General features: G+C 32.0%; 12 protein-coding genes. 6 read left to right on the top strand and 6 right to left on the bottom strand.

What is annotated here, in order from left to right:
• The first annotated feature begins 110 nt into the window (after positions 1-110).
• Positions 111-740 (top strand): hypothetical protein, encoded by a 630-nt coding sequence (locus SR62_RS01115; RefSeq protein ID WP_052794994.1) that lies wholly within the window; start codon positions 111-113, stop codon positions 738-740.
• A 35-nt stretch (positions 741-775) separates the two neighbouring features.
• Here the strand turns inward: SR62_RS01115 and SR62_RS01110 are convergent, their stop codons facing one another.
• The 4 genes from SR62_RS01110 to ruvC form a co-directional block, all read right to left on the bottom strand.
• Positions 776-1420 (bottom strand): outer membrane beta-barrel protein, encoded by a 645-nt coding sequence (locus SR62_RS01110; RefSeq protein ID WP_002872302.1) that lies wholly within the window; start codon positions 1418-1420, stop codon positions 776-778.
• 137 nt (positions 1421-1557) lie between these two features.
• Complete coding sequence (gene queF / locus SR62_RS01105; RefSeq protein WP_002834281.1) at positions 1558-1941, bottom strand: preQ(1) synthase; 384 nt, start codon at positions 1939-1941, stop codon at positions 1558-1560.
• Positions 1942-2184: 243 nt separating this feature from the next.
• Positions 2185-4755, bottom strand: a complete 2571-nt coding sequence (flgE, locus tag SR62_RS01100; protein WP_147502231.1) for a flagellar hook protein FlgE — start codon at positions 4753-4755, stop codon at positions 2185-2187.
• A gap of 203 nt (positions 4756-4958) precedes the next feature.
• Positions 4959-5441 (bottom strand): crossover junction endodeoxyribonuclease RuvC, encoded by a 483-nt coding sequence (gene ruvC / locus SR62_RS01095; RefSeq protein ID WP_011050020.1) that lies wholly within the window; start codon positions 5439-5441, stop codon positions 4959-4961.
• A 95-nt stretch (positions 5442-5536) separates the two neighbouring features.
• On the opposite strand from ruvC, the gene dnaA reads away from it, so the two are divergent.
• The 3 genes from dnaA to gyrB all read left to right on the top strand — a co-directional run bounded on the left by dnaA (position 5537) and on the right by gyrB (position 10424).
• Positions 5537-6859, top strand: coding sequence for a chromosomal replication initiator protein DnaA (gene dnaA / locus SR62_RS01090; RefSeq protein WP_002869878.1), 1323 nt, complete (start codon positions 5537-5539; stop codon positions 6857-6859).
• A gap of 159 nt (positions 6860-7018) precedes the next feature.
• Positions 7019-8086: a DNA polymerase III subunit beta gene (gene dnaN, locus SR62_RS01085; RefSeq protein WP_002855594.1), complete on the top strand. Its 1068-nt coding sequence runs from the start codon at positions 7019-7021 to the stop codon at positions 8084-8086.
• Positions 8087-8114: 28 nt separating this feature from the next.
• Positions 8115-10424 (top strand): DNA topoisomerase (ATP-hydrolyzing) subunit B, encoded by a 2310-nt coding sequence (gene gyrB, locus SR62_RS01080; RefSeq protein ID WP_147502230.1) that lies wholly within the window; start codon positions 8115-8117, stop codon positions 10422-10424.
• A gap of 25 nt (positions 10425-10449) precedes the next feature.
• Here gyrB and SR62_RS01075 read toward each other — a convergent pair whose 3' ends face one another.
• On the bottom strand, positions 10450-10791 hold the full coding sequence (locus SR62_RS01075) for a monoheme cytochrome C (RefSeq protein WP_002853099.1): 342 nt from the start codon (positions 10789-10791) through the stop codon (positions 10450-10452).
• 2 nt (positions 10792-10793) lie between these two features.
• Entirely contained in the window at positions 10794-12032 is a 1239-nt protein-coding gene (locus SR62_RS01070; RefSeq protein ID WP_002859724.1) for a sulfite oxidase, read from the bottom strand.
• A 203-nt stretch (positions 12033-12235) separates the two neighbouring features.
• Here SR62_RS01070 and SR62_RS01065 point away from each other — a divergent pair, with 203 nt between their 5' ends.
• Positions 12236-13543: a Na+/H+ antiporter family protein gene (locus SR62_RS01065; RefSeq protein WP_147502229.1), complete on the top strand. Its 1308-nt coding sequence runs from the start codon at positions 12236-12238 to the stop codon at positions 13541-13543.
• Positions 13544-13676: 133 nt separating this feature from the next.
• Positions 13677-18167, top strand: coding sequence for a glutamate synthase large subunit (gene gltB, locus SR62_RS01060; protein WP_011049568.1), 4491 nt, complete (start codon positions 13677-13679; stop codon positions 18165-18167).
• The last annotated feature ends 7 nt before the right edge of the window (positions 18168-18174 follow it).

Below are 18174 nucleotides of genomic sequence, written 5' to 3'. Positions count from 1 at the left end.
GTTCAAATTAATACTTAATGTATCATATTTTTAGTAAATGTGTTTGTAAAATTCTTAAATTAAGAAAATTATTGATATAATTGTAATTTTAAGTAACAAAAAGGAAGTTGATGTTAAAAGAACTCTTAGAGATTAAAAAAGAAATGGAACCTGTTATCCACGAAGCCAATGTGAAATTAAATGTCCTAGCTCGTGAAGTCATAGTCCGAAAAAAAGAATACGAAATTTATGGGCCTATGGTAGATCGTGTTTATCTTGATAATGCCATTTATGTTAAAGTTATGTCAAGTGGACGCGATGTAAAAACAGACAATGTAGCTATAAAAAATGGTTTTTACATGGTTTTTGTCGCCCCTGAAAAAGAAAGTACAAAAGATATCAAAAACAAACTCAAAGTAGCTTATGAAGGACTTGATAACAAATTTATCGCTACACTTATACGCTCTTGCCAACGCTTTAAAGAGATCATAAACAAAACCCAAGCTACACTTGCTAAAGCTTCTAAAATGAATGTGGTAGTAAAAACGAATTTAGGTGAAGCAAGTGCTGCTCTAAAATTTAACATCACTATAGAATATACTAAAGAGAATCAAAAACTCACTCGTGAAAATTCAAAATCAGCAGGAAGTTTCAGAGATACTAAAACTTATATCAATCTTGTAGTAGAAAAAAATACAGAATCTCAAATTTGTGAAAAACTACTTGATGATGTTGAAAAATACTTTATCGGTGGAGGTTGATTTCATTAATGCAAGTTATAAAAACTTGCATTAGATTAAAATTTATAATTATATCCTAAATATACACCATAATTTGTTTGTTTAGGATCGTAAAAGTTTGAACCCACTTTATTTTGATAAAAATTTCTAGAATTATAATGAATTTGCTCTGCTTTAAAGCCTAATTCTATTTCATTATGTGGTGTTAAATCATATAAAGCACCTATTTTCGCTCCATAAAAATAACCGTCAAAATTTTGCGACAAAGATAAAAAGCTTGTTTTTAAGGTAAGATCTGTTCTTGCATATCCTCCATACACACCTAAAACAGCTCTGGTTTTTTCAAAAAGCTTAGGAGTAAAATCATAACCTGTGAAAAATTTATGTGTAGTAAAATCACCTTCGATTTGAATTTTAGGAGTTTTGATAAAATCACTAAATTCATCAGAATAATTATAACCAGCATAAATTCTATGATTTTCATTTAAACGATATCCAAGTTTTAGACCAAACGATGGTATATTACCTGAAATATCTCCATTAAAATTTCGCTTTGTATTCTTATGTTTTAACTCACTTTTTACTTGAGCATGCATCCAAGCTGCATCAGTACCTATAAAAAAACCAGAATTCTCATCTGCTAAAGCCAAATTTGAAAACAAAGTAGTACTTGCGATAATGCTTAATAATTTTTTATTCATAACCTAACTCCTTATAATAAAATTCGATCTAAAAAATTTAGATCTTTTTATATTATATATTCTTCAAAGATTAAATAAGAATTTTTTATAAAATACTTAATCTTTGCATAAAAATATGTTAATATTTTACTCAAATATTATTTTGGCACTACCATATCGCTACGACATTCTATCACCGTATGTACATTTCCACGCGGGTTAAAATCCCCCACAACTTTAATCCATTTTGGTTTTAATTTATCTTTTAAAGTATTATAAATTTCATTGATACTTGCTTCATGTGAAACATTTCTATACATAAAAGTATTGATATAAAGTTTTATCGCCTTAAGCTCAACCACAAATTTATCAGGCATATACTCAAGATAAATCGTCGCAAAGTCAGGATAACCCGAACGCGGACAACAACACATAAATTCAGGTAAAGTGATTTTAATGATATAGTCATTTTTAGCATCATTTGGCCAAATTTCCATATTTTCTACATCAAATTCTTTGATTTCCTTTTCACCATAACGCATAAATTTCCTTAAATTTAAATTCGAGCAAAAATTATAACAAAATAAGTTTTTAAAACGATTATGATACAGATAAGAAAATGCAATTTTATTGCAACTCACCCCTAGCAAGAGTGAGTTAGCAATAAATTGAAGGCAGTTCAAGCCTAAGCCTAGTATTACAAGACTACCAAGATAGGCTTGTAAAGCAAGGCTTGCTCCCTTAAGGGAGCAAAAAACAATATTTTATAGAATACTAAGCTTAAATTATTGTTTAAGCTGGATTAGAGTTTGAAGCATTTGATCACTCGTTGAAATGGTTTTTGAATTTGCTTGATAACCTCTTTGAATGATAATAAGCTCTGTTAAAGAACGACTTAAATCCACATTTGACATTTCAAGAGCTGAGGTTTTCATCTCACCACGACCTCCTGTTCCTGCTTCACCTACCACGATATTACCACTATTTGCAGTAACTTTAAAAAGATTTCCACCAATTTCCTCAAGACCTGAGTTATTTGCCACTGAAGCCATTGCTATTTTTGCTACAGCAAAGGTTTTGCCATTAGTAAATTCACCTAAGATATTACCTTTATCATCCACACGGATAGCATCAGGTTTTAAGTTACCTGAAGTATAACCATCAGTTGCCTGTCCTGTTAGAGTTGAAGCAGAATTTGAACTTACAAGGCCATCATTGCTTCCACTTGTTCCAAAGGAAAGTTTGATTTGTTGATTTGGTGCGGCACCATTGTTTGGTGAGAAATTTATAGTTTTTGGTGTATAGTTTGATAAAGAACCATCGTTGTTAAATCTTGCTGTTCCTACGATGATATTGTTTGGTCCTTCGCCTGTAGTGTTAATCTCTGCAGGTTCTGGTACACGGATGATCATTTGCCATTCATTACCCCCATCTTGAGTGGTACTTTGCTTAACAAACTGTACTTCTAAAGTATGTTTTGAACCTAAGGAATCATAAATTTCAAGTCCAGCTGAAAAAGCACTTAAGAAAAGTTGTTCGCTTTGGCGATTAGAATTTCCCACGGTTAAAACTCCATCAAAACCTTTAAAAATAGTTGTAAAAGCATCATTTTTACTAATTTTACCTTGAGTATCAGTATAAGCTGTTACATTAAAACTTATATTATGAGGTTTTCTATTATCTTGTCCACCTGGAGGTGTTACACCTGGCCTAGCTGGAATTTCATTTGGATTTGATATTATAAATTCGCCTGTTGCACCCACTGTAACTTTTACTCCTTCATTAACATCTCTACCATCAGCTTCAAATCCGCCACTTCCATCATAATCCACCCCATATCTAGCATCTCTTTGTAAAAGTTCTCTTAAATCCTCTGTGGTTCTAAAAGTTCTTGGAGTTGTATTTAACAAAGAACCTTGAATGGCATTCATATAATTATTTTCAGCAGTACCAGCAGTATTTTGATTTGCAGGATTAAAAACAGGTCCACCATCTGGATTATACATAGGATCTAATTCAACTGGAGTTGAACTATAAATATATTTATGTGCTGTTACTATTTGTATTCTATTTTGATTTTGAGCAGCATTTCCTGCTATCCAAGCACTACCAGCACCATTCACTATAGGATTACCAGCAGGTCTAAGTTGAGTATTTTGCCAATCAAAATCAGGAGGATTGGTGTTAGTAACTCTTACTCTTACTAATTCTCCAGCTGAATTTTGAGGATTTACTTGTAAATCTATATTTTTCATGTTATCTGTAGTGCCATCAGCATTATCATTGATAAAATCAATCCCACTACCATCTGCTTTTTTTACCGCTTTTACTCCTGTTCCATCCCTTGTATCCGTTGGTGCAGTAAAGGTATTGATATAAGCTATAGCTTCATCTAAACTTTTTATAGAATTATTCTGTATATGAACTCCATTTAAAGTAATATCCAAAGTTGTAGGTTTTTGCTCATGTCCCCAAAATATAACTCTATCTTGCAGAACTTTTTGATTAGGATCAAAAACACCATTATTACCTTGATTTGCTTGAACTCCTTCTCCAGCTGTACTAAACTTAGCATCTGCATAAGATACCCAAATCCCTTGTCCATCTCTAAGATTTAATCCTGTGCCATTAGCATTAAAAAGTGATCCCGCATCCACACCCTTTTCCGTCACTTCTATAGAATTTTTGGAAGTCGTGTAAAACTGAGTGATTCCTGTATCATTTTCATTTTTTGCTGTTCCATCTTTTTTGTTATATCCATGAACAGAATCAAGTCCATATATAGGAGTTTTAGCTGTTCCTATATTTAAACCACTATTTAAATTCGCTTTGATGGCTACTTCTGTGGATTGCGCTGCAGGGATATGCATACCTGGATCGATAAAAATATTTTGCGGAGTTCTTGAGCTATCTATACTTTGAGTATCCCAGTTGATATTCCACCCTTGGACAACAAAACCTGCATTATTAACAAAATTTCCATAAGCATCAAGTTTAAAATCCCCGCTCCTTGTAAGATAGTTTGTAAGACCACCATCATCACTCACCATAAAAAAACCATCACCATTTATAGCAACATCAGTGTTTTTATCTGTGGTTTGAACTGAACCTTGAGAATGAATTCTAGTTGTAGAACTTACTGAAACGCCAAGACCGATTTGAAGTGGATTAGATCCGCCTCTTCCATCAGTTGGAGCTGTAGCGATTTTCACAGTTTGGCTAAACATAGTCCCAAAATCTGCACGGGAGTATTTAAAACCAGTGGTATTAACATTTGAAATGTTATTACCTTCAACATCCATCGCAACTTGATGTGCTTGTAGTCCGCTTACGCCAGACCAAAGTGATCTCATCATCTTAAATCCTTTATAAAATATTGCTTTAAAAAATTTAACGCTTTGGCTTTAAAAAACTTTTGCGTTTATGTGAAGTTTACAAGCAAGTTCTGTTCCAACTTTTGAAATTTTTTATGAATTTTTTAAAAATTTATAGAAAAAATTTAAAGGTATTTTGGGAGTTTATGAAGCTTTGGGCTTTTGTGTAATAAAAATTACCAAAATCACACCCTAACTCTTAAATTTGCCGCATGAGTTAAAGCCACTGCGATAGCATCTGTGATGTCTAAAGGCTTGATATCTTTACTAAGTCCTAAAAGCCTTTTTACCATAAAAGCAACTTGTTCTTTAGTTGCTTTGGCTTTTCCTGTAACGGCTTTTTTTACTTGTAAGGGAGTGTATTCTGCAAAATCTCCATGAATTTGAAGAATTTTTAAAGATAGGGCTCCGCGAAATTGTGCGAGTTTTAAAACGGTTTTTGGATTGTAAGCAAAAAAGATATCTTCTATAGCCACCTCATCAAAAGAATGATTTTTAAAAATCAAGTCCAAACCCTCACAAAGCTCTGTGATTTGATACTGTAAGGTGCTTGGCTTTATCTTTATAAGTCCTGCTTCTATGAGAATGTTTTTTCCTTTGTTGGCTTCTATGATAGCATAACCACAATTTCTCGAACCTGGATCTATACCTAAAATTTTCAAATTCATACCTTTTGAAAAATAAAATACGAAAGCGGATTTTAACCTTTTTTTATAAAATTTAAGATAAAATTTATACATTATGCAAAATTTAAAGAGAGATTATGAATCCAAGCCAAATACTTGAAAATTTAAAAAAAGAATTAAACGAAAACGAATACGAAAACTATTTATCAAATTTAAAATTCAACGAAAAACAAAGCAAAGCAGATCTTTTAGTTTTTAACGCTCCAAATGAACTCATGGCTAAATTCATACAAACAAAATACGGTAAAAAAATCGCACATTTTTATGAAGTGCAAAGTGGAAATAAAGCCATCATAAATATACAAGCACAAAGTGCTAAACAAAGTAACAAAAGCACAAAAATCGACATAGCTCATATAAAAGCACAAAGCACAATTTTAAATCCTTCTTTTACTTTTGAAAGTTTTGTTGTAGGGGATTCTAACAAATACGCTTATGGAGCATGTAAAGCCATAGCACATAAAGACAAGCTTGGAAAACTTTATAATCCTATCTTTGTTTATGGGCCTACAGGACTTGGAAAAACACATTTACTTCAAGCAGTTGGAAATGCAAGCTTAGAAATGGGAAAAAAAGTTATTTACGCTACCAGTGAAAATTTTATCAATGATTTTACTTCAAATTTAAAAAATGGCTCTTTAGATAAATTTCATGAAAAATATAGAAACTGCGATGTTTTACTTATAGATGATGTGCAGTTTTTAGGAAAAACCGATAAAATTCAAGAAGAATTTTTCTTTATATTTAATGAAATCAAAAATAACGATGGACAAATCATCATGACTTCAGACAATCCACCCAACATGCTAAAAGGTATAACCGAACGCTTAAAAAGTCGTTTTGCACATGGGATCATAGCTGATATAACTCCACCTCAACTAGATACAAAAATAGCCATCATAAGAAAAAAATGTGAATTTAACGATATCAATCTTTCTAATGATATTATAAACTATATCGCTACTTCTTTAGGGGATAATATAAGAGAAATCGAAGGTATCATCATAAGTTTAAATGCTTATGCAACCATACTAGGACAAGAAATCACACTCGAACTTGCCAAAAGTGTGATGAAAGATCATATCAAAGAAAAGAAAGAAAATATCACTATAGATGACATTTTATCTTTGGTATGTAAAGAATTTAACATCAAACCAAGCGATGTGAAATCCAATAAAAAAACTCAAAATATAGTCACAGCAAGACGCATTGTGATTTACCTAGCTAGGGCACTTACGGCTTTGACTATGCCACAACTTGCGAATTATTTTGAAATGAAAGATCATACAGCTATTTCACATAATGTTAAAAAAATCACAGAAATGATAGAAAATGATGGTTCTTTAAAAGCAAAAATCGAAGAACTTAAAAACAAAATTCTTGTTAAAAGTCAAAGTTAAGTGAAAGGATGTGAAAAATAAATTCTAGAGTGTGAAAAAAAGAAATTAAGCAAAGTATGATAAAATACAAATTTGATTATTTTGCTTTGAAGAATTTCACAATTTCAACAAGCTTATTATTACAACGAATTTAAAATTAAAATAAACCAAGGAGAAAAAATGAAGTTAAGTATCAATAAAAATACTTTAGAATCTGCAGTGATTTTATGTAATGCTTATGTAGAAAAAAAAGACTCAAGCACCATTACTTCTCATCTTTTTTTTCATGCTGATGAAGATAAACTTCTTATTAGAGCTAGTGATTATGAAATAGGTATCAACTATAAAATAAAAAAAATCCGCGTAGAATCAAGTGGTTTTGCTACTGCAAACGCAAAAAGTATTGCAGATGTTATTAAAAGCTTAAACAATGAAGAAGTTGTTTTAGAAACCATTGATAATTTTTTATTTATAAGACAAAAAAGCACAAAATACAAACTTCCTATGTTTAATCATGAAGATTTTCCAAATTTTCCAAATACAGAAGGAAAAAACCAATTTGACATTGATTCAAGTGACTTAAGTCGTTCTCTTAAAAAGATATTACCAAGTATTGATACAAACAACCCAAAATACTCCTTAAATGGTGCATTTTTAGATATAAAAACAGATAAAATTAACTTCGTAGGAACTGATACAAAACGCCTTGCAATCTATACTTTAGAAAAAGCAAATAATCAAGAATTTAGTTTTAGTATCCCTAAAAAAGCTATTATGGAAATGCAAAAACTTTTCTATGAAAAAATAGAAATTTTTTATGATCAAAATATGCTTATCGCTAAAAATGAAAATTTTGAATTCTTTACAAAACTTATCAATGATAAATTTCCAGATTATGAAAAAGTTATACCAAAAACTTTCAAACAAGAACTCAGTTTTTCAACTGAAGATTTTATAGATAGTCTTAAAAAAATCAGCGTTGTAACTGAAAAAATGAAACTTCATTTTAACAAAGATAAAATCATCTTTGAAGGTATAAGTTTAGACAATATGGAAGCAAAAACAGAACTTGAAATTCAAACAGGAGTAAGTGAAGAATTTAATCTTACTATAAAAATCAAATATTTACTTGATTTCTTAACTTCTATAGAAGAAGAAAAATTCACTTTAAGTGTAAATGAACCTAATTCAGCATTTATAGTCAAATCCCAAGGACTATCAATGATTATCATGCCTATGATTTTGTAATAAAACAAGTAAAAGATAAAGGAAAAATATGCAAGAAAATTACGGTGCGAGTAATATTAAAGTCCTAAAAGGCCTAGAAGCTGTTAGAAAACGCCCAGGTATGTATATAGGAGATACAAACATAGGCGGACTTCATCATATGATTTATGAAGTTGTGGATAATTCTATCGATGAAGCTATGGCAGGACATTGTGATATTATAGATGTAGAAATCACTACTGAAGGAAGCTGTATAGTTAGTGATAATGGTCGTGGTATTCCTGTTGATATGCACCCAACTGAAAATATGCCAACTTTAACTGTTGTTTTAACTGTCCTACATGCAGGGGGAAAATTCGATAAAGATACTTATAAAGTTTCAGGCGGTTTGCACGGTGTTGGGGTTTCGGTTGTAAATGCACTCTCTAAAAAACTTGTAGCTACAGTTGAAAGAAATGGAGAAATTTATCGTCAAGAATTTTCAGAAGGTAAAGTTATCAGTGAATTTGGTGTGATAGGAAAAAGTAAAAAAACAGGAACAACTATAGAATTTTGGCCTGATGATCAAATTTTTGAAGTGACTGAATTTGATTATGAAATTTTGGCTAAAAGATTTCGTGAACTTGCATACTTAAATCCAAAAATCACTATAAATTTTAAAGATAACCGCGTAGGCAAACATGAAAGTTTTCACTTTGAAGGTGGAATTTCTCAGTTTGTTACAGACTTAAATAAAAAAGAAGCTTTAACTAAAGCAATTTTCTTTAGTGTAGATGAAGAAGATGTGAATGTTGAAGTAGCTTTGCTTTACAATGATACTTATAGTGAAAATTTACTCTCTTTTGTAAATAATATCAAAACTCCAGATGGTGGAACACACGAAGCTGGTTTTAGAATGGGTTTAACTCGTGTGATAAGTAACTATATAGAAGCAAATGCAAGTGCTAGAGAAAAGGATAATAAAATCACGGGTGATGATGTGCGTGAAGGTTTGATCGCTATTGTGAGTGTAAAGGTGCCTGAACCACAATTTGAAGGACAAACCAAAGGAAAACTTGGTTCAACTTATGTGCGTCCTATAGTTTCAAAAGCAAGTTTTGAGTATTTGACTAAATATTTTGAAGAAAATCCTATCGAAGCTAAAGCTATAATGAATAAAGCTTTAATGGCAGCTAGAGGAAGAGAAGCAGCGAAAAAAGCTAGAGAATTAACGCGCAAAAAAGAAAGTTTAAGCGTAGGAACTTTACCAGGGAAATTGGCTGATTGTCAAAGTAAAGATCCAAGTGAAAGTGAAATTTATCTTGTGGAAGGGGATTCTGCAGGAGGTTCTGCAAAACAAGGTAGAGAAAGATCTTTCCAAGCTATACTGCCTTTGCGTGGTAAAATTTTAAATGTTGAAAAAGCAAGACTAGATAAAATTTTAAAATCTGAGCAAATTCAAAATATGATTACCGCTTTTGGCTGTGGTATAGGTGAAGATTTTGATCTTTCAAAACTTAGATATCATAAAATCATTATCATGACAGATGCGGATGTTGATGGATCACATATACAAACCTTGCTTTTAACTTTCTTCTTCCGTTTTATGAATGAACTTGTAGCAAATGGACATATTTATCTAGCACAACCACCTTTATATCTTTATAAAAAAGCTAAAAAGCAAATTTATTTAAAAGATGAAAAAGCTTTGAGCGAATACCTGATAGAAACAGGAATAGAAGGTTTAAACTATGAAGGTATAGGAATGAATGATTTAAAAGATTATTTAAAAATCGTTGCAGCTTATCGTGCGATTTTAAAAGATCTTGAAAAGCGTTTTAATGTGATTTCTGTGATACGCTATATGATAGAAAATTCAAATTTAGTTAAAGGAAATAATGAAGAATTATTTAGTGTAATCAAACAATTTTTAGAAACACAAGGACACAATATCTTAAATCATTATATCAACGAAAATGAAATTCGAGCTTTCGTTCAAACTCAAAATGGCTTAGAAGAACTTGTGATCAATGAAGAACTTTTCACTCATCCACTATATGAAGAAGCAAGTTATATTTTTGATAAGATTAAAGATAGAGGCTTGGAATTTGATAAAGATATTTTAGAAGTTCTTGAAGATGTTGAAACCAATGCTAAAAAAGGTGCTACTATACAACGCTATAAAGGTTTAGGGGAAATGAATCCTGAGCAACTTTGGGAAACCACAATGGATCCAAGCGTAAGAAGACTTTTAAAAATCACTATTGAAGATGCACAAAGTGCAAATGATACCTTTAATCTCTTTATGGGTGATGAGGTTGAACCAAGACGCGATTATATCCAAGCACACGCTAAAGATGTAAAGCATTTGGATGTGTAAATTTATCATTGAAGAAATCATTTCTTCAATGAGTTTTGTTTTGTAAGAGTATAGCTAGAGGAATTCTTCTTCTTGTATCGTATTTTTCTCCATAATATTTTTCAAGATAATTTAAAATTTTTTCTTCATCTTCAGGTTCTATTTCCCAAAGTCCTTCACTATCTTGCATCCATCTTATAGCTGCTAACCAAGCTTTTCTACTTGCATGCATGTTGGTAATGAGATTGGATCCATGACAAGCTAAACAATTTGCTTCCACTAAAGGTGAATCAGGATCGATAATCAATCCTGTATCAGGGTTAATTTCAAGATTTTGAGCCCAACTTGCACTTAAAAACAATGCTAAGATCAATATAATTTTTTTCATACTTAAACTCCATAAACATTAACTCTATGGCATGCATTATTGATATATCCTCCTGGATTCCACTGTGCTAAAACCATAGGTTGACTGTTACCTTGACTATCGATAGCTCTTGCCCAAATTTCATAATATCCTTTTGTTGGTATTGATATTTGAGCACTCCATTTTTGCCATGCTAATCTATTTAATGGTTTTTCTACCTTTGCTTTAGTCCATGTTACGCCATAATCATTGCTTATATAAACTTCACTAACTTCAAGTTCTCCAGCCCAAGCTTTACCTCTAACTTCAAATTTTTTATTTGCTTTTATTTCAGAACCATTTTTGATATTAGTAATTACAGATCTTATAGGCATTGATTCTATGATTTTCATCTCGCCTTTATAGTTAAAATCTCCTGGTTTTACCGGATTTACAGGAACTTTATAAGAACCTTCCATTTTTTCACCATCATGAATTTTATTTCTTACTGAAATTTTATAAAGCCATTTACCGCTTGTACTTGCAGGGTAACCACCACAAACAAGTCTAAGTGGATAGCCATTGACTAAAGGAATATCTTTGCCTTCATAAGCCCAAGCTATTAGAGTTTCATCTTGTAAAGCTTTAGAAATAGGAACTCCTCTACTAATAGGTGAAGTTTCTTCACCATTTAATTTTGTATCTATGCCATAATATCCGATATAAACCGCATCATTTTTGATGCCACAATCTTTTAAAATATCTTTTAAACGCACTCCTGTCCATCTACCGCAAGCTACTGCACCATAACCCCATTGAGTTCCTTTTGTGCTAGGTATAACTTCGGATCTACCATTTCCACCGCATTCAACTGTTAAGGCATAAGTATAGGTTTTAAATTTCTTTTTTAAATCTTCTATGGTGTAAGATTTTTTATTGATAATGCTTTCTCCATCGATCTCTAAAGTCCAACCTTTGTGAAGTCTTTCTTTTATCGTTTCTAGGCTTGGTGGTAAGCCATTATTTCTAACAAAGAAATTTTCAGGTTTGGTAAAATCAGAATCAAGAGCATAAATTTCAGTTTCTGCTGTTAATGGTTTTTCGCCATGGTAGATAAGATCTTTTTTACCTTCTATTTTAAAATCAGGCAATTCTTTTGCCAAAGCCTTACTTCCTAAAAAATTCTCAAAAGAAAAATTTGACAATACACTGATGCCAAGCAAACCAAATCCTATATTTTTTAAGAAATTTCTGCGATCTTCTTTTTGATTATTTTGTTTCATTGAAATATCCTTATATTTTTATGATTTTTTTATTTTATTATAAATTTTAGGAATTTAAATAATTGATTATATTAATCTTTTTGATTAAAAAAATTAATTATTTTTATAATTTTGCATATTAAAATAAAATCATTATATGTTCGAGTTTTATTACATTTTAACTAAGTTTTTTCTACAATTAAATTTTTAAAATTATTTAAGGAATAATTTTGACTTTACTTACTAATCCTATCATTATCAGTGTTGTTTTGATGACTTTACTTTGTTTGTTTCGTTTTAATGTACTTTTGAGTCTTTTGATCTCAGCTCTTGTTGCAGGTGTATTTTCTCATCTTGAACTCGTAGATACTATGAATATACTTATAAGCGGAATGAAAGAAAATTTAAAAACAGCTCTTAGCTATATACTTTTAGGGGCCATTGCCGCAGCGATTTCAAAGACAAATTTAACTGCATATTTGATTAAGATAGTAAGTCATTTTATATCTCATAAAAAATATTTATTGCTTTTGTCTATAGCTTTGATTTCTTGTTTTTCTCAAAATTTAATTCCTATTCATGTGGCTTTTATACCTTTGTTGATTCCACCTCTTTTAAGTCTTTTTAATAAACTTAAAATCGATCGTAGAGCGGTTGCTTGTGCTTTAACTTTTGGACTTACTACGCCTTATATGGTTTTGCCAGTAGGCTTTGGACTTACTTTTCAAGATCTTTTAAAAGATAATTTAAATGCAAATAATGTAAGTGTATTTTTAAATGATGTTACAAATACTATGTATTTCGCTGCTATTTGTATGATAGCAGGACTTTTTCTAGCGCTTTTTGTGTTTTATCGTAAGTCAAGAGAGTATCAAGAAGTAGAAATTGCTAAAGTGGATTTAGAAAATCTTGAAATGACGCGTAAAGAATGGGGTGTTTTAGCTGGGCTTGTTTTAACTTTAATTTTGCAAATTTTGACTATGAATTTACCTTTATCAGGGCTTTTGGGTTTTGTTTTAATGGTTATTTTGGGTGGAGTTGAATTTTCAAAAGTCAATGAAGTTTTTGATGATGGGCTTAAAATGATGGGTTTTATAGCTTTTGTTATCCTTGTTGCTGCAGGATATGGAGAAGTTTTAAAAGAAAGTGGATCAGTAGTAGATCTTGTAAATTCAGTCGTTCCTTGGATGGAGCAAAGTAAATTTTTAGCAGTATTTTTCATGCTTTTAATAGGACTTATCATCACTATGGGTATAGGTACTTCTTTTGGAACTATACCTATCATAGCTACGCTTTTTTGTCCTATTTGTTTGGAACTTGGTTTTAGTACAGCACTTATTATATTTATCTTAGGAGTAGCAGGAGCTTTAGGAGATGCAGGAAGTCCAGCCAGTGAAACAACCATGGGAACTACTGTAGGATTAAATGCTGATAAACAACACGATCACATTAAAGATACTTGCATACCAACTTTTATTTTTTATAATGGTCCATTATTGATTTTGGGTAGTATTATCGCCATGTTTTTATAATTTTTGCAAATCTATCAAAATATTTTTTAATTTATTTATTTTTAAGATAAAAATTATATCGATTTTAAAAAAATGTATGCTATAATCCTTATAAAGCTAACAAAATTTAAATCAGTCTTATAAGGAGAGCAAAATGGATTTAGAAAATATCCTAGAAAATAATCAAAGCATAGGTTTATATCACCCAAAGAACGAACACGATGCCTGTGGTATCGCTGCAGTTGCTAATATACGCGGTATTGCTTCTTATAAGGTTATTTGTGATGCTTTAGAAATTTTGATGAATCTTGAACACCGAGGTGGTGCAGGAGCTGAAGAAAATTCAGGTGATGGGGCAGGGATTTTAATCCAAATTCCACATGATTTTTTTAAAACTCAAGAATTGGGTTTTGAACTTCCTAAAAAGGGTGATTATGCTGTAGCACAGATGTTTTTATCACCCAATACTGATGCAAAAGAAGAAGCAAAAGAAATATTTTTACAAGGTTTAAAGGATAAAAAACTTGAATTTTTAGGTTTTAGAGAAGTGCCTTTTAATCCTAGTGATATAGGTGCAAGTGCTTTAAAAGCTATGCCTTATTTTTTACAAGCCTTTGTGAAAAAACCAAGTAAAATAAGTGCAGGACTTGAGTTTGAAAGAGTGCTTTATAGTACGCGTCGACTTATAGAAAAAAGAGCTATTAATGTGCCAAAATTTTATTTTTCAAGTTTTTCTTCACGCACCATAGTTTATAAAGGAATGCTTCTTTCAACTCAATTGAGCGATTTTTATCTTGATTTTAAAGATGTCAATATGAAATCAGCCATCGCTTTGGTGCATTCTCGCTTTTCGACTAATACCTTCCCAAGTTGGGAAAGAGCCCATCCAAACCGTTATATGGTGCATAATGGAGAGATTAATACCATACGCGGAAATGTTGATAGCATAAGAGCTAGAGAAGGCTTGATGCAAAGTGAGTATTTTGAAAATTTAGATGAAATTTTTCCTATCATAGCTAAGCCTAGCAGTGATTCTGCAATGTTTGATAATACTTTAGAATTTTTAGCTCTAAATGGTCGTACTTTAGAAGAAGCTTTTATGATGATGGTGCCAGAACCTTGGCACAAAAATGAAAATATGGAAAGCAAAAAGCGTGCTTTTTATGAATATCATTCTTTATTGATGGAGCCTTGGGATGGGCCTGCTGCTATAGTTTTTACTGATGGAGTGATTATGGGGGCGAGTTTGGATAGAAATGGTTTTCGTCCTTCAAGGTATTATCTTACAAAAGATGATATGCTCATACTTTCAAGTGAAACAGGGGCATTAAAACTTGATGAAAAAAATATCAAAGCCAAAAAACGCTTAGAACCTGGAAAACTTTTACTCGTTGATACAGCAAGAGGTAGGGTTATAGCTGATAATGAAATCAAAGAGCATTATGCTAATGCTAAGCCTTATAAAAAATGGCTTAAAAATTTAGTTGAACTTGAAAAACAAAAAAGCGGAGTTTATAAACATCAGTTTTTAAAAGAAGATGAGGTTTTAAAACTCCAAAAAGCTTTTGGTTGGAGTTATGATGAGCTTAAAATGAGTGTGGCTGCTATGGCTCAAAATGGTAAAGAAGCTATAGCAGCTATGGGTGTAGATACTCCTTTGGCTATACTTTCTAAAACTTATCAACCTTTGTATAATTATTTTAAACAACTTTTTGCACAAGTAACTAATCCTCCTCTTGATGCCATAAGAGAAGAGATCGTTACTTCTACAAGGATTTATCTAGGAAGCGAAGGCAATTTATTAAAACCCGATGAAAACAATGCAAAACGCGTAAAAATAGCCTTGCCTGTGATAAGCAATGAAGAACTTTTTGAAGTTAAGGCTTTAAATAAATTTCAAGTTAAAGAATTTTCTATACTTTATGATTATTCTAAAAAAACTTTAGAAAAGGCTTTAGATGAACTTTGCGTTAAGATAGAAGATGAGGTTAAAAAAGGTGTTTCTATTATCATTTTAAGCGATAAAGGAGTGGATGAAAAAAACGCTTATATCCCTGCTTTGCTTGCTGTTTCTGGAGTGCATAATCATCTAGTAAGAAAAAATTTAAGAACACATACAAGTCTTATCATCGAAAGTGGTGAACCTAGAGAAATTCATCATTTTGCATGTCTTTTAGGTTATGGTGCGACTGTTATTAATCCTTATTTGGTTTATGAGAGTATACAAAAACTCATTGCCAATAAAGATTTAAATTTAAGTTATGAAAAGGCGGTAGAAAATTTCATCAAGGCAAGTTCAAGTGGTATAGTCAAAATTGCTTCTAAAATGGGGGTTTCTACCTTGCAAAGTTATAATGGCTCTGCACTTTTTGAATGTCTGGGCTTAAGCTCTAAGGTGATTGATAAATACTTCACTTCTACAACTTCACGCATTGAAGGTATGGATTTAGAAGATTTTGAAAAAGAACTCATTGCTTTACACAAACATGCTTTTAACGATACACATAAGGCTTTAGATTCTAAAGGAATTCATGGTTTTAGAAGTGCTAAAGAAGAACATTTAATCGATCCGCTTGTGATTTTTAATCTTCAGCAAGCCTGTCGCAACAAAGACTATAAAAGCTTTAAAAAATACTCGGCTTTAGTAGATGAAAAACAAGTTAATTTGCGTTCTTTGATGGAATTTGATTTTAGTGAAGCTATCAGTATAGATAAGGTTGAAAGTGTAGAAAGTATAGTTAAACGCTTTAGAACAGGGGCGATGAGTTATGGTTCTATTTCTAAAGAAGCACACGAGTGTTTAGCACAGGCTATGAATAAAATAGGTGCTAAATCAAATTCAGGTGAAGGTGGTGAGGATGAAGAACGCTATGAAATCAAAGAGGGTGTGGATAAAAACTCAGCCATTAAGCAAGTAGCAAGTGGGCGTTTTGGCGTGGATTTAAACTACTTAAGTCATGCAAAAGAAATTCAAATCAAAGTCGCTCAAGGTGCAAAACCAGGTGAGGGCGGACAATTAATGGGCTTTAAAGTCTATCCTTGGATAGCTAAGGCTAGACATTCTACTGCAGGTGTGACGCTTATTTCCCCACCTCCTCATCATGATATTTATTCTATTGAGGATTTGGCCCAACTCATTTATGATTTAAAACATGCGAACAAAGACGCTAAAATTTCAGTAAAACTTGTAAGCGAAAATGGCATAGGAACGGTTGCTGCAGGTGTGGCTAAGGCAGGCGCGAATTTAATCCTTGTTTCAGGTTATGATGGAGGTACGGGTGCAAGTCCTAGAACTTCTATACCGCATGCTGGAATTCCTTGGGAGTTAGGCTTAGCTGAAACGCATCAAACTTTGATCTTAAATAAGCTTAGAGATAGGGTAAGATTAGAAACTGATGGAAAGCTTATGAATGGGCGTGATTTAGCCATAGCAGCACTTTTAGGAGCTGAAGAATTTGGTTTTGCAACCGCGCCTTTGATTGTTTTAGGTTGTACAATGATGAGAGTTTGTCATCTAAATACCTGTCCTTTTGGTATAGCCACTCAAGATACAGAACTTAGAGATCGTTTCAAAGGCAAAGTAGATGATGTGATTAATTTCATGTATTTTATAGCTGAGGAGCTTAGAGAATACATGGCAAGGCTTGGTTTTGAACGCCTAGATGATATGATAGGTCGCGTGGATAAACTCCGCCAAAAAAGTGTGCAAGGTAAAGCAGGAAAGCTAAATTTAGATAAAATTTTAAAATCCTTGCCTACTTATAATAGAACCGCTGTGCATTTTAAAGATTATAAAGACAATAAACTTGAAAAAACGATTGATTATAGAATTTTACTACCACTTTGTAAAAATGCTGTGGAGAAAAAAGAGCCTATCAAACTTTCTTTAGAAGTAGGAAATCAAAGTCGTACTTTTGCAACTATGCTTTCAAGTGAAATTTTAAAAACTTATGGAAAAGATGCTTTAGATGAAGATAGTATCCATATCAAAGCTATAGGCAATGCAGGCAATAGCTTTGGAGCGTTTTTGTTAAAGGGCATTAAACTTGAGATTATAGGCGATAGCAATGATTATTTAGGCAAGGGTTTAAGTGGTGGTAAAATCATAGCAAAAATTTCAAATGAAGCCACTTTTTCACCTGAAGAAAATATCATCGCAGGAAATGCTTGTTTATACGGAGCTACAAAAGGTGAAGTGTATTTAGATGGTATAGCAGGGGAAAGATTTTGTGTAAGAAATTCAGGAGCTTTGGCTGTGGTTTTAGGAACAGGTGTGCATGGTTGTGAATATATGACAGGTGGAAAAGTTGTAGTTCTTGGAGATGTGGGTGCGAATTTCGCTGCTGGTATGAGTGGGGGCGTTGTTTATATCTTTGGAAGACACAATGAAGCTCATGTAAATACCGAGCTTGTGGATATTAAAGATCTTAATGCCAAGGATGAAAAAGAATTAAAAGCCGTGATAGAAAAACATATCGCTTATACAGATTCTAAAAAGGCTAAAGATATCTTAGAAAAATTCGATAAAAAAGACTTTTTTAAAGTCATGCCAAGAGATTATGAAAAGATGTTAAAAATGCTTGATCTTTGTAAAAATGAAAAAGATCCAAATTTAGCAGCATTTTTGAAAATCACACAAAAATAAGGAGTAA

The sequence above is a fragment of the Campylobacter sp. 2014D-0258 genome, assembly GCF_008000495.1.
Taxonomy (GTDB): Bacteria; Campylobacterota; Campylobacteria; order Campylobacterales; family Campylobacteraceae; genus Campylobacter_D; species Campylobacter_D jejuni.
Note: the sequence above shows the minus strand (reverse complement) of the source record. Positions and strands in the feature narration are given on the sequence as shown.